Raw genomic sequence first — 12,940 nt, forward strand, 5'->3', positions numbered from 1 at the left:
GCAGACGGACAAGTCCCGCCAAGGGCACAAAGCCAGTCAGACGAAGGGTCACGCCTGCCACTGCCAGCCATCAGCTCATCACTACTGAACCGACCCCGCCATGCTCACAGTCAGCGGTAGACGGTGCGGTGAGCGGCGGCGATCGTGCGGGCGTACACCGCGCCGGTGACGGCCCGGTCGCGCGCCAGCGCCGCGCGCGCCGCGTTCGCCCCCGGCGCGCCGTGGACGCCGCCGCCCGGGTGGGCGGAGGCGCTGGCCAGGTAGAGCCGGTCCACCGGGGTGTCGGCCCGGCCCAGGCCGGGGATCGGCCGCAGGAACAACTGCTGGTACGCCGCGGCGGTGCCGCCGCCGAGCGCTCCCCCGACCAGGCTCGGCTCGGCGGCCTCCAGGTCGGCCGGGCCGGCCACGTGCCGCCCGACGATCGACGCCCGGAAACCGGGTGCCGCCGCCTCCAGCGCCTCCTCCATCCGCTCCACGTGCCCCGCGACCTCCTCGGCCCGCCAGTCCCGGCGGAACGGCAGGTGGGTGTAGGACCAGAGCGACTCGGTGCCGGGGGGTGAGTGGCTCGGGTCGGCCACCGACATCTGCCCCACCAGCAGGAACGGATCCCGTGGCAGCTCGCCGCGGGCCAGCTGCGCCGCGTACGTGGTGAGGCCGTCCATGTCGGCGCCCAGGTGCACGGTGCCGGCGCCGGCCAGGTCGCGGTTCTTCCACGGCACCGGCGCGGACAGCGCCCAGTCGACCTTGAGCGTGGAGCCGTCCCACTTGAAGTGCGCCAGGTCCTCGACCATCCGGGGCGGCAGCGCCGCCGCGCCGACCAGGTCGAGGAAGAGCGCCGGGGCGGGTACGTCGGCGAGCACCGCCCGCCGGGCCCGCCAGTCGGTGCCGCCGGCGGTGCGCACGCCCATCGCCCGGCCCCGGGCGGTGAGCACCCGCTCGACCCGGGCGCCGTACGTGATCCGCCCGCCCCGCTCGACCAGCCGCGCGACGAGCGCGTCGGTGATCCGCTGGGCGCCGCCGACCGGCACCGGCCAGCCCACCTGCTGGCCGAGCATGGCGAGCAGCCAGCCGTACACCCCGGAGCCGGCCTCCTCCGGGGACAGGTCGGTGTGCAGGGCGCAGCCGGCCAGCAGGACCGGACCGCCCTCGCCGGCGAACAGTTCCGCGCCGAGCTTGCGTACCGGCAGCACGAGACGGCGGGCGAGCCGGAGCGCGCCGCCGATGCGGAGCTGCCGCAGCAGGCCCAGCCCGCCGCGTACCGGCGGGAACGGCGTGGTGATGGTCTGCAGCATCGGCTCGGCCACCTGGAGCCAGTCGGCGTACGCGTGCCGCCAGCGCTCACCGTCGCCGGGCGCGAACGCCTCCAGCGAGGCGGCGGTGGTGTCCAGATCGCGGTTGACCACTGCGGCCCGGCCGTCCGGCAGCAGGTGCGCCAGGACGTCCGGCGCGTGCGTCCAGGACAGGCCGTGCCGTTGCAGGCCCAGCCCGTCGAGCACCGGCGAGGCGTAGCCGAGCGGGTAGAAGGAGCTGTAGAGGTCGCTGAGGTAACCGGGCGCTGTCACGTACGCGGAGCGGACCGCCCCGCCGGGCGCCTCGGTGGCCTCCAGGACCTCGACGTCCCAGCCGGCGTCCACCAGCAGGTTCGCGGCCACCAGCCCGTTGTGCCCGGCCCCGATGACGACGGCGTCTGCGGTGGAGGTCATCCGATCCGCCTACCCGGCCGGTCACCGGGCGAAACGCGTTTGCCCCGCCCAGGCCGGGGCAAGCAGGGCCGCATGTACACGGTTGCGCAGCTCATTGGTGGAGTGTGGGGCGCCGGCGGCGAGGGTGGCGAACTGGTCGTCCACGATCCGGCGGACGGGTCGCCGGTGACCCGGGCGCCCGTCGCCACGGCCGACGAGGTGGCCAAGGCGGTGGAGGCGGCCCGGGGCGTGGCGGCGGAATGGGCCGCGACCGCACCGGCGCTACGGGCCGCGGCACTGCACCGGGCGGCGGACGCGGTCGAGGCGGCGGCCGATGAGCTGGCCGAGGCGACCACGGCGGAGATGGGCAAGCCGCTCGACGACGCGCGGGGCGGGGTGGCTGCGGGCATCGGCACGCTGCGACAGTACGCCGAGCTGGCCCCGGTACGGGGCGGCCGGACGCTGCACGGCGCGCACGACGCGCTGGACTTCATGGCCCCCGAGCCGCGCGGCGTGGTCGCCGCGATCACCCCGTGGAACGACCCGGTGGCGGTGTCCTGCGGCCTGCTCGGCGCGGCGCTGGTCACCGGCAACGTGGTGGTTCACAAGCCGAGCGAGCGGACCCCGGCGACCGGCTGGCTGCTGGCCCGCGCGCTGGACTCGGCGCTGCCGGCCGGGGTGCTGTCGCTGCTCACCGGCGGCGGCGAGGTGGGCGCCGCGCTGGCCGGTCAGGAGCTGGACGTGATCGCCCACGTCGGTTCCACTGCGACCGGCCGGGCGATCGCCGCCGCGGGCGCGCGGACGGGCGCGAAGGTGCTGCTGGAGAACGGCGGCAGCGACCCGCTCGTGGTGGACGCGGACGTCGACCCGATCTGGGCGGCCGAACAGGCGGCGCTGGGCTGCTTCGCCAACGCCGGTCAGATCTGCGTCGCGGTCGAGCGGATCTACGTGCACCGCGACGTCGCCGAGGGCTTCCTGGATGCGCTGGTGGCGCGCGCCGAGGCGCTCACCGTGGGCCCCGGCCGTGACCCGGGCACGCAGCTCGCGCCGCTGGTCGACCGGCGGCACCGGGACCACGTCCACGGTCAGGTCACCGCCGCGCTCGCCGACGGCGCCCGGGTACGCGCGGGCGGCGTGCTGCCGGACGGGCCCGGCGCGTTCTACCCGGCCACCGTGGTCGAGGGCTGCCGCCACGACATGGCGTTGGTCCGCGAGGAGACGTTCGGGCCGGTCGCGCCGGTGGTGGTGGTCGACTCGTTCAGCGAAGGGCTGCGCTGCGCCGCCGACTCCCCGTACGGCCTGGCCGCCACCGTGCTGACCGGCTCGATGAGCCACGCCCAGCGCGCCTGGCGGGAGCTGCCGGTCGGGACTGTGAAGATCAATTCGGTGTTCGGCGGGGCGCCGGGCGGTGCGGCCCAGCCGCGCCGGGGCAGCGGCCAGGGCTTCGGGTACGGCCCGGAACTGCTGGACGAGTTCAGCACCGTGAAGGCGGTGCACCTGGAGGCGCCGGGCGGCGGCCACTGGTGAGACGGCACGACACGAGCCCGGGACCGAGGCGGTCCCGGGCTCGACGCGTACCCCCAGGGGTCAGCGACCCCCGCGGGCCTTGCGGGTCGCGTTGTTGTTCGCCTTCTCGATGGCCTTGACCAGCTCCGGCTTGGTCATCCGGGACCGGCCGCGCACGTCCAGCTTCTTCGCCACCTCCATGAGGTGGTCCTTGGTGGCGTTGGCGTCCACCCCGCCGGCCGTCGGCGCGCGCCGGGCCGGGCCGCCGCCCGCGGCCTGCTTGTCGCTTGGCCCCTTGCGGCCCTTGGGCTCCCAGTGGTCGCCCACCTTCTCGAACTCGTGCTTGACCGCGGCGAAGGCGGTGCGGTGCGCCCGCTCCCCCTCGCCGTACGTCTCGACCGCCGAGTCGTGCGTCTTCTCCCAGGTCCGCTGCGCCTTCGCCGGGGAGCGCCGCAGCGTGCTGGGCAGTACCTCGCGCCCGGGCATCTCGTCCTCCTGGAGTCGGGATCGGCTGTCTGGTGTGGTTCCCTCCCGCCCGGCGGGCAAACCGGCACCCGGTTTGTCGATTTCCCCCCGCGGGTACCGCCCGCCCACGCCCGACGGCGGGGCCTGGAGGAGGCGGACATGACCGTGACGACACCGCAGACGGCCGGCACCCGGACGCGGTCCCGTTTCCCCCGCCGGATCCGTCAGCTGAACTGGCGCACCTGGCGCGGTGTACTGGTACGCAGCGGCAAGGGTTTCGTCACCGACAACTGCGCGGACTGGGCCGCGGCGCTCACCTACTACGGCGTGCTGGCGCTGTTCCCGTCCACGATCGTGGTGGTGGCGCTGGTCGGCCTGGTCTCCGACGGCCCGCGCACCGTCGACACGGTGATCGACCTGGCCCGGGAGATCGGCGCGGGCTCGGTGGTCGGCAACGACGCGTTCGTGGGTGTGGTGCGCAACGTGGTCGAGCAGCAGGGCTCGGCGAAGGTGCTGCTCAGCTTCGGTCTGCTCGGTGCGCTCTGGTCCGCGTCCGGGTTCATCGGCGCGTTCACCCGCGCCTCCAACGCGATCTACCGGGTGCGGGAGGGCCGGCCGTTCTACCGGCTGCGCCCGTTGCAGATCGGCATGGCCGCGGTGACGATCGTGCTGCTCGCCGTGGTGGCCACCGGGCTGATCGTCAGCGGCCCGGTCACCGACGCGGTCGGTGACCTGCTGCACGCCGGGGCGGTGGCCCGTACGACGTGGTCGGTGGCGAAGTGGCCGCTGCTCGCGGTGGTCGCCATGACGCTGCTGTCGCTGCTGTTCTGGATCGCGCCGAACGTGCGGCAGCCGCGGTTCCGCTGGCTCACCCCGGGCGGCGCGCTGGCGCTGGTGGCCTGGGTGCTCGCCTCCTTCGGCTTCGGCCTGTACGTGGCGAACTTCGGCTCGTACGACGTCACGTACGGCAGTCTCGGCGCGGTCATCGCGTTCCTGGTGTGGCTCTACCTGTCCAACTGCGCGTTGATGCTCGGCGTACAGGTGAACGCCGAGCTGCAACGCGGGCGGGCGATGCAGGCCGGGGTCGAGGAGCCGGACGACCCGGTGCTGCCGCCGCGCGCGCCGGCGGACGACGAGAAGGCAGAAGAGGCCGACGGCGAGAAGGCGACTGCGCAGAAGACGGCCGACCGGTTGCCGCCCGGATGACCGGCTTCCCCGGCCGGCGCCGGTTTACCGGCGGCCCCCCGGGGCATCTCCCAAGGCATGGAACGTGGCAGCAGCAAGCACTCGCCCAGGGTCGACGACCAGATGAGCAGCGAGGTCAGCGGTCTCGTCCAAGGCACCGGCACCGGCGGTTCGCGGGCCGAGGAGTTCCGGGTCCCGGAGCCGGCCGGCGAGGACCAGCCGGAGGCCACCACGGCGCCGGCCGGGGAGTTGCGCAGCGGCGCGCCGCAGGGCATGAGCTCCGAGGACGTCGAGGCGCGCAGCCGTCTGGGGCGGTTCATCACGATGACCGCCCTGCCCGGCGACCGGGAGGCGCTGCTTGCCAACGCGCGGGAGAACGAGGCGCCGACGGACATCGTCGCCGCCCTGGAGACCCTGCCCGACGGCGCCCGCTACCAGACGATCTCCGAGGTGTGGGCCGCACTCGGGCACAGGAACGAGACGACGCGCTGGTGAGCGGGCCGGCCCACGGCCCGTACGAGACATCCCACCGGCGGAACAGGAGGAACCCCGACATGAGTGGCGTTACCGAGCACGTGGACGTGGACGTCCCGATCCGGACCGCGTACGACCAGTGGACCCAGTTCGAGGAGTTCCCGCACTTCATGGACGGCGTGCAGGAGGTCCGGCAGCTCTCCGACACGATGACTCACTGGACCGTCGAGATCGCGGGCGTGAAGCGCGAGTTCGACGCCGAGATCACCGAGCAGCTGCCGGACGAGCGGGTGGCGTGGCGTTCCACCGGGGGCACCCAGCAGGCGGGCGTGGTGACCTTCCACCGCCTCGACGAGGGGCACACCCGGGTCACGCTGCAGATGGAGTTCGAGCCGCACGGCGTGGTCGAGCAGGCCGGCGACAAGCTGGGCGTGGTCGACCGGCGCGCCAAGGGCGACCTGGAGCGGTTCAAGCAGTTCATCGAGCGACGCGGTCAGGAGACCGGCGCCTGGCGCGGTGCTGTCGACCGCCCCACCCCCTGAGCCACTTCCCCCGTACCCGAGTCTCCGATGGCCGCCGGCGGTGCCGGCGGCCATCGTCGTGTCCGGCCGTTTGCGATCACCCGGTCCGGGTACCGCAGGGGAATGACCGACAACGACCGCCAGTGGCGCGACGAGGACCGTACTCCCCTGCACGAGCTGGACCAGGCCATCGCCCGGTCGGCCACGGACGGCCAGGGCGACGACGTCACCGCCAACGACGCGGGCGAGGAGGCCGCGTTCGGCCACGGCCCGGAGGCGGTGGACCGGGGCGCCGGCGCGGAGGCCGAGCGGCGGGAGATGACCGATGCGGACCGGGCGTACCGGCCGTCGACGATCGGGCGGACCGGCCCGGACAGCATGTGATCCGCCGGCGGTCGCGGGTGCCCGTTGCGGTGCCCGCGGCCGCCGGATTCATGCTCGACCGAAACGACAAAAAGTGCGGTACGGACGGCCGGGAAAACGGACAGCCCATCTAGAATCGGCCGAACGGCTGACGGCACTCCCCCCGATGCGCGCAAGACTTTCGGGATGCAACAGGGCTCCGGTTTCCTCTCCAACCGTCAGCGCAAGCTCGCCTGGCTGGGCTTCCTGCTCGCCGCGATCCAGGCTCCGGTCTCCGCCCGGTTCACCGAGGACAGCTCCTGGCTGTTCAGCCTGGTGGTGGCGCTGATGGTCGCGACCGTGATCATCGCCGACGACGGCGCCCGCCGTCGCCCGGCCGAAGCACGCTCCTCCGACTGACTCAGCGTGTGCCGGGGCGCGCCTCGTGTCCCGGCACCCCCCGGCTGCGGCGTCGCTCCTTCATCTCCGCCTCGTAGAGGTGCCGCCGGCCCTCGACCAGCTCGTCGCGGGCCTGCCGGTCCAGCTCCCGGAAGAGCGCGTAGTAGCCGTCGTCGAAGTCCTCGACGATCTGGAACGTCCACCGCCCGGCGATGACGTTGCGGCCGAGCAGTTCCCTGTCGATCCGCTCGGCGAGCGCCGGGTGACCGGCGGAGCGGAATATCTGAACCGCGTCGTCGAGCATCAGGTCGGCGTGGCCGATGAGCTGGTGCAGCTCGTACAGGTGGCCGCGGGCCCGCTCGACGCACTCCAGGGCCTCGCTGAGCTTGCCCAGCGCCTCGACCGTGGCGTCACTCACTCCGTCCGGGCGCCGGTGTGCCTGGTCCGGTCCGTCGGGCCGCTGTCCCATCGTGTCCCTCCGTGACCTCGATCGTGTGGTCTGCGTACCGGACTTCTGCCCCCGCACGGGCGACTCAATCCCGGCGGACGAGGCGACGGCTCCCCCGGACGACCCGGGCATCCGCCGCTCGGCCGAGGCCGGCTCCCGGTGGGCGGCGATAGCCTCGGACACCATGCGCGTGCCGAACAACCGGGTCGCGACCCGCTCCGCGGCGGTGGCCGCGCGGTCGACCCTCACCTCGCTGACCGCCGCCGTCGGCACCGCCGGCCTCGCCGCGGCCCACGCCAACCCCGGGCTGCTCGCCGAGGTCGACCAGCACGCCGCCGGGGTACGCGACAGCCTCGACGGCGACCGCCGCCCGCTGACGGTGGCGGCGCTCGCCGGGTACGCCGAGGGTCTGCGCGATGCTGCGGCCGAGCACGGCTGGACGCCGCCGGCCGAGCCGGACTGGTCCGAGCCGGACTGGACGCTCACCCGGCTGCTCGCGGTGTGCCTGCTGGCCCGCGGGCTGGACCCGCGACACCTGGCCTGACCCGGACACGGCTACGGGGCGCCCGCGATCGCCCCGCGGACACCCCGTTACCTGTTGCCGTCAGCCGCCCGGCCGACGGAACTGCTGCGTCTCGTCGCCCGCCTCGCCGGAGCGGTACGTGCCCGCGCCCGACATGGACGACTGCTGCGCCGCCGGCGTCGGTTGCCCGCCCCGGTCGGCCATCCGCCGCTCGTAGTCGCCACGGCCGGCCTGCTGCGCCTGCCGCTGCTCCCGGAACGCCCGGGACTCCTCGGCGGCCCGGTGCAGCCACCCGTCCCAGCGGTCCTGCATCGGCTTGACCAGACCACCACCGACACCGACGATCAGGATGCCGGCCACGGTGGCGAGGAACGCCACGAGCACCGGTGTGGTCACCGTGGTGGCGATGCCCACCTGGTTCAGCGCGGCGATCACGCCGAGCGCAAGGATGAAGATCGCCGTCACGTCGGCCAGCACCCGGCCGTACGAGAGCCCGCCGAGCGCACCCGAGACCAGGTCCCGGACGGCGTTGGCGATGGCGGCGGCGATCACCACGATCACGATCGCCACGAAGGCCCGCGGCAGCCAGGACACCACCCCGCGGATCAGGTCGCTGATCGCGTTCGGTCCCCACACCCCGAAGGCGAACTGCAGGGTGAACAACAGGACCGCGTAGTAGGCCAGTTTGGCCAGGATGTCGCTGGCGTCGTACTTGGTGCGTTCCAGGGCCCGTTTGACGCCGCCTCGTTCGACGGCGCGATCGAACCCCACTCGTTCCAGTGCCGCGTCCACGATTTTGAGGACGGCTCGGGCGATGAGCCAACCCACGACGAGGATCGCGATGAACGCGATCGCCCGCGGTACGAAGAGCAGCACCGACCTCCAGAAGTCGGTCCAGGCCGCACTGATGTCGACCTGTCCGACCGCGAGGGTTTTCGGCATGATGTCCCTCCTGTCGCGTGAACTGCGCCGCCCGCATACCCGGTGACCTGGGCAGCACGCCGGGCCGGACCGGCCCAATTTCCCGACATGGCTGATCGAACTGGCCCTGACCTGCCCGAATGTCCCCGCCGCCGGGAGCCGGGACCCGCCGCGGACGCATGATCGGAACCACCCGGCCACGCTCCGGTTAGGCTGCGGTCATGCCAGGCACCGTCGGTCGGGTTCCCACACCGTCCGCCCCCGCACCGGGAGCGCCCACCGATCCCGTCGTCGCCGGGCAGGCGGCCGGGACCGCCCACCCGTGGGCCGGTACACCGCTGGGCGCCCCGCACACGTGGGACCCCGCGGTACGCGCCGTCGCGGACGTGGTGCTCGCCTCCCCGGTGCCGATGGCGCTGCTCCTCGGCGACGACCTGGTGGTCTTCTACAACGACGGGTACGCCGAGCTGATCGGCGACCGGCACCCGGAGGCGCTGGGCCGGCCGGCGGCCGAGGCGTTCGCCGAGGTGTGGCGCGACCCGGGCGCCGGCGAGGCGCTGGAACGGGTCTACCGGCACGGCGAGCCGTTCCTGCAGCGGGAGGCGGTGCTGCCGGCCGACCGGCACGGACCGACCGAGCCGGCCGTGTTCACCAGGGGCCACTGCCCGGTCCGTGACTCGGCCGGCCGCATCGCCGGCGTACTCACCGTCTCGGCGCAGACCACCCAGCTGACCCAGCAGTTGCAGAGCCTGAGCGACTTCGCGGCGGCGCTGGCCGGCACGCTCACGCTCGACGACGTGGCGCGGGTGGCGCTGCGCTACTGCCTGCACTCCTTCGACGCCGACCGGGTGTCCTTCGCGGTGGACGAGGGCAGCGCGTGGCGGCTGGTCCGCCGCATCCGCGGTGAGCTGCTCGACGAGGCCGACGAGCGGCTGCCCCCGCTGTGGCGCCGGATGTCCGCCGAGTCGGCCCTGCCGGCGGTGGTGAGCGCGCGCAGTGGCGTCGCCTCGTTCACCGCCGACGGGCAGCCGCTGCGCGGCGTCGCGGCGGACCGGCACGACGAGAAGATCCGCGCGCTCGCGGCGCTGCCGCTGCGCACGACTGTGGTCCGTGGCTCGCTCACCATCGGCTACCGGGAGCCGCGGCCCTGGTCCCCCGCGGAACGGGCGCTGCTGGCCGCGTCCGCGGAGCTGGTCGGTCAGGCCGCCGAGCGGGCCCGCCGCTTCGAGACCCAGCACGGCACCGCTCAGATGCTGCAGCGCAGCATGCTGCCGGAACGGCTGCCGGAGCTGCCCCGGCTGCGCATCGCCGCGCGCTACGACCCGGGCGTCGACGGCAACGCGGCCGGCGGCGACTTCTACGACGCGTTCCTGCTGCCCACCGGCGCGCTCGGCGTGGTGCTGGGCGACGTGGCCGGGCACGACGTGCAGGCCGCCGCCCGGATGGGCCAGGTACGCGCCGCGCTGCGCGCGCTCGCCCTGGTCGACCCCCGCCCGGACGCGGTGCTCGACGGGCTGGACCGGCTGGTCAGCAGCCTCGGCGTCGAGGGCGGCACCCAGGAGCTGTTCGTGACTGTGGTCTTCGGCGTGGTCGAGGCGGACCGCGAGCTGATCACGCTCGCCAGCGCCGGTCATCCCGCGCCGCTGATCCGGCGCGCCGGACCCGACGCGGCGGCCGCCGAGTTCGTCGACGTGCCGCCCGCTCCTCCGCTGGGCCTGGGCGGGCGGGCGCGTACCGCCACCGTGCCGTTCCGGCCCGGCGACACCCTGCTGCTCTACAGCGACGGCGTGGTGGAGCGACGCTGGCAGGACCTGGCCGCCGGGATGGCCGGGCTGGGCGCGGCGGTGACCGGGGCGGCCGGCGGTGACCCGCGCGCGCTGTGCGCGGTGGCGACCGCGTCGGTGCCGGGCGCCACCGAGGACGACGTGGCGGTACTCGCGGTGGAGTACGCGGTGCGCCCCAGCCGGTCGGCGAGCATGGAGGTGCCGGCCGAGCCGACCGCGCCGAGCCGGGTCCGGCACTGGATGACCGCGCAGCTCGGCGAGTGGAACGTGCCCGAGGCGGTGATCGGCGCGGCGGTGCTGTGCACGAGCGAGCTGACCACGAACGCGCTGCTGCACGCCGGCACCGCCGCCCGGGTCGAGGTCGACCTGTCCGCGGAGCGGCTGCTGGTGTCGGTGGCCGACTCGGGCACCCGGGGTCAGGTCACCCGGGCGCAGACCGACACGCTCAGCAGCCGGGGCCGCGGGCTGGGCCTGATCGAGGAGCTGAGCGACGCCTGGGGCACCGATCCGACCGTACGCGGCTCGACGGTGTGGTTCGAGATCCTCATTCCGGCGGATGAGCCGCGCGTCGGCGACGCTCCGGGCGGGTAGGAGCCGGGCATGGCCGACGACAAGCGACGCGGTGTCCTCTTCGATGTGGACGGCACCCTGGTCGACACGACGTACCTGCACACGGTGAGCTGGTGGGAGGCGCTGCGGCAGGCCGACCACCGGGTGCCGATGGCGCGCATCCACAGGTCCATCGGCATGGGCTCGGACAAGCTGCTCGACCACCTGCTGGGCGCGGAGCGGGACCGGGACGCCGACGGCCGGCTGCGCGACGCGCACGACGCGCTCTACGGCGAGTACTGGGAGCGGCTCGCGCCACTGCCCGGGGCGCGGGAGCTGCTGCGGGCCTGCGCGGAGCGCGGGCTGCGGGTGGTGCTGGCGACCTCGGCGGCCGAGCACGAGGTCACCGCGCTGCGGGCGGCGCTGGACGCCGACGACGTGATCGACTCGGTCACCTCGTCGGCCGACGCGCAGGAGAGCAAGCCGGCGCCGGACATCCTGGTCGCCGCGCTGGAGCAGTCGGGGCTGGCCGCCGAGCGGGTGGTGTTCGTCGGCGACTCGGTGTGGGACGTCGCTGCCGCCGGCAAGCTGGACATCCCCTGCATCGGCCTGACCTGCGGCGGGACCGGCCGCGCGGAACTGGCCGGCGCGGGCGCGGTGGCGGTCTACGACGACCCGGCGGCGCTGCTGGACGCCCTGCCGGACAGCGCCATCGGCACGCTCGGCTGACCGGCCGGTCAACCCGCGGACCCGCGCACGCTTAACCGGGCCCGCTTCGGGGCACTTCCGGACTCCACCGCCCGGGCGCCGGGCGCCGGAAGGGTGGTGTCGTGGAACCGGTCGATGTCGCGTTCGCTCTGCTGGGCGTCGGTGCGCTGCTGGCCGGGGTGCTGCCCCGGGTCCTGGAGCGACGGCCGCTGTCGATGCCGATCGCGTTCCTCGGGCTCGGCATGCTGGTGTTCCTGCTGCCCACCGGTCTGCCCACACCGGACCCGCTGCGCTGGCCGGAACTGACCACCCACCTCACCGAGGTCGGCGTGATCGTCGCGCTGATGGGCGCCGGCCTGAAGATCGACCGTCCGCTGAGCTGGGCCCGCTGGTCGTCGACGTGGCGGCTGCTGGCGATCGCCATGCCGCTGTGCATCGCCGCGGTGGCACTGCTCGGCTGGTGGTGGGCCGGCCTGGTGCCGGCCGCGGCGTTGCTGCTCGGCGCGGCGCTCGCACCCACCGACCCGGTGCTCGCCTCCGACGTGCAGGTGGGCGAACCGACCGATGTGGAGGACTCGGAGGACGAGGTGCGCTTCGCGCTCACCTCCGAGGCGGGTCTGAACGACGGGCTCGCCTTCCCGTTCGTGTACGCGGCGATCGCGATCGCCACCACCGGGCTCGCGCCGTCCGGCTGGCTCGCCGAGTGGTTCGCGATCGACGTGCTCTACAAGCTCGCCGCCGGGGTGGGCGGCGGGCTGCTCGTCGGCTGGCTGCTCGGCAAGCTGTTCTTCCGCGCCCCGAGCAAGCTGCGGCTGGCCAAGCACTCCGAGGGCTTCCTCGCGCTGGCCGCGACGTTCCTCGCGTACGGGCTGGTCGAGGTGGCCGGCGGGTACGGCTTCCTGGCCGTGTTCGTGGCCGCCCGCGCGATCCGGGCCGCCGAGCGTACGCACGAGTTCCACTCCGTGCTGCACGACTTCGCCGAGCAGGTGGAGCGGCTGCTCACGGTGCTGTTGCTGCTGTTGTTCGGCGGCGCCGTGATCGGCGGGCTGCTCGCGCCGCTGACCTGGCCGGCGGCGTTGGCCGGGCTGGCCCTGGTGCTGGTGATCCGGCCGCTGGCCGGGTGGCTGTCGCTGCGCGGTGCGCCCGGCAAACCGGCCGAACACTGGGTCATCTCGCTGTTCGGCATCCGCGGCGTCGGCTCGTTCTACTACCTGGCGTACGCCACCAGCAAGACCGACTTTCCGCAGGCGGATCTGGTCTGGGCCACAGTCGGTCTCGTGGTGGTGGTGTCGGTGGTGGCGCACGGGATCGCCGCGACACCGGTCATGCAGTTGCTGGACCGGGAGGGCGAACGCACCGGCGAGGACACGCAGGCCGGGTCGGCGGCGCAACCGGTGGGCGCCACCGGCTGAGCGCGCCCCGGGTCGGCGGGC

Annotated in this window: 14 protein-coding genes; 10 read left to right on the top strand and 4 right to left on the bottom strand. The window is 74.2% G+C overall.

Going from position 1 to position 12,940, the window contains the following annotated elements; translation table 11 throughout:
- Positions 1-110 precede the first annotated feature (110 nt).
- Entirely contained in the window at positions 111-1,703 is a 1,593-nt protein-coding gene (locus O7604_RS28585; RefSeq protein ID WP_281578364.1) for an NAD(P)/FAD-dependent oxidoreductase, read from the bottom strand.
- 72 nt (positions 1,704-1,775) lie between these two features.
- Between O7604_RS28585 and O7604_RS28590 the strand changes: the two genes are divergently transcribed.
- Positions 1,776-3,209, top strand: coding sequence for an aldehyde dehydrogenase family protein (locus O7604_RS28590; protein WP_281578365.1), 1,434 nt, complete (start codon positions 1,776-1,778; stop codon positions 3,207-3,209).
- 60 nt (positions 3,210-3,269) lie between these two features.
- Here the strand turns inward: O7604_RS28590 and O7604_RS28595 are convergent, their stop codons facing one another.
- On the bottom strand, positions 3,270-3,674 hold the full coding sequence (locus tag O7604_RS28595; RefSeq protein ID WP_194801001.1) for a ChaB family protein: 405 nt from the start codon (positions 3,672-3,674) through the stop codon (positions 3,270-3,272).
- Positions 3,675-3,812: 138 nt separating this feature from the next.
- On the opposite strand from O7604_RS28595, the gene O7604_RS28600 reads away from it, so the two are divergent.
- The 5 genes from O7604_RS28600 to O7604_RS28620 all read left to right on the top strand — a co-directional run bounded on the left by O7604_RS28600 (position 3,813) and on the right by O7604_RS28620 (position 6,595).
- Positions 3,813-4,859: a YihY/virulence factor BrkB family protein gene (locus O7604_RS28600; protein ID WP_281578366.1), complete on the top strand. Its 1,047-nt coding sequence runs from the start codon at positions 3,813-3,815 to the stop codon at positions 4,857-4,859.
- A gap of 57 nt (positions 4,860-4,916) precedes the next feature.
- Positions 4,917-5,333, top strand: a complete 417-nt coding sequence (locus O7604_RS28605; RefSeq protein ID WP_269700591.1) for a DUF2795 domain-containing protein — start codon at positions 4,917-4,919, stop codon at positions 5,331-5,333.
- Positions 5,334-5,392: 59 nt separating this feature from the next.
- Positions 5,393-5,854, top strand: a complete 462-nt coding sequence (locus O7604_RS28610; protein ID WP_013285389.1) for an SRPBCC family protein — start codon at positions 5,393-5,395, stop codon at positions 5,852-5,854.
- A 102-nt stretch (positions 5,855-5,956) separates the two neighbouring features.
- Entirely contained in the window at positions 5,957-6,217 is a 261-nt protein-coding gene (locus O7604_RS28615) for a hypothetical protein (RefSeq protein ID WP_269700592.1), read from the top strand.
- A 165-nt stretch (positions 6,218-6,382) separates the two neighbouring features.
- Positions 6,383-6,595, top strand: a complete 213-nt coding sequence (locus O7604_RS28620) for a hypothetical protein (RefSeq protein WP_018784964.1) — start codon at positions 6,383-6,385, stop codon at positions 6,593-6,595.
- Position 6,596: 1 nt separating this feature from the next.
- Here O7604_RS28620 and O7604_RS28625 read toward each other — a convergent pair whose 3' ends face one another.
- Positions 6,597-7,043 carry a hypothetical protein gene (locus O7604_RS28625; RefSeq protein ID WP_281578367.1) on the bottom strand — a complete coding sequence of 149 codons (447 nt, stop codon included), beginning with the start codon at positions 7,041-7,043 and terminating at the stop codon, positions 6,597-6,599.
- A 163-nt stretch (positions 7,044-7,206) separates the two neighbouring features.
- Between O7604_RS28625 and O7604_RS28630 the strand changes: the two genes are divergently transcribed.
- Entirely contained in the window at positions 7,207-7,566 is a 360-nt protein-coding gene (locus O7604_RS28630) for a DUF6401 family natural product biosynthesis protein (protein ID WP_281578368.1), read from the top strand.
- A 60-nt stretch (positions 7,567-7,626) separates the two neighbouring features.
- Here O7604_RS28630 and O7604_RS28635 read toward each other — a convergent pair whose 3' ends face one another.
- Entirely contained in the window at positions 7,627-8,487 is an 861-nt protein-coding gene (locus tag O7604_RS28635; protein ID WP_128138840.1) for a hypothetical protein, read from the bottom strand.
- Between the two features lie 200 nt (positions 8,488-8,687).
- On the opposite strand from O7604_RS28635, the gene O7604_RS28640 reads away from it, so the two are divergent.
- The 3 genes from O7604_RS28640 (at position 8,688) to O7604_RS28650 (ending at position 12,919) form a co-directional block, all read left to right on the top strand.
- Entirely contained in the window at positions 8,688-10,841 is a 2,154-nt protein-coding gene (locus O7604_RS28640) for a SpoIIE family protein phosphatase (RefSeq protein ID WP_281578369.1), read from the top strand.
- Between the two features lie 9 nt (positions 10,842-10,850).
- Complete coding sequence (locus O7604_RS28645; RefSeq protein WP_269700603.1) at positions 10,851-11,528, top strand: HAD family hydrolase; 678 nt, start codon at positions 10,851-10,853, stop codon at positions 11,526-11,528.
- A 101-nt stretch (positions 11,529-11,629) separates the two neighbouring features.
- Positions 11,630-12,919, top strand: coding sequence for a cation:proton antiporter (locus O7604_RS28650; protein ID WP_281578370.1), 1,290 nt, complete (start codon positions 11,630-11,632; stop codon positions 12,917-12,919).
- The last annotated feature ends 21 nt before the right edge of the window (positions 12,920-12,940 follow it).

Origin of the sequence: Micromonospora sp. WMMA1947, from assembly GCF_027497355.1 — a bacterium.
Lineage (GTDB): Bacteria > Actinomycetota > Actinomycetes > Mycobacteriales > Micromonosporaceae > Micromonospora.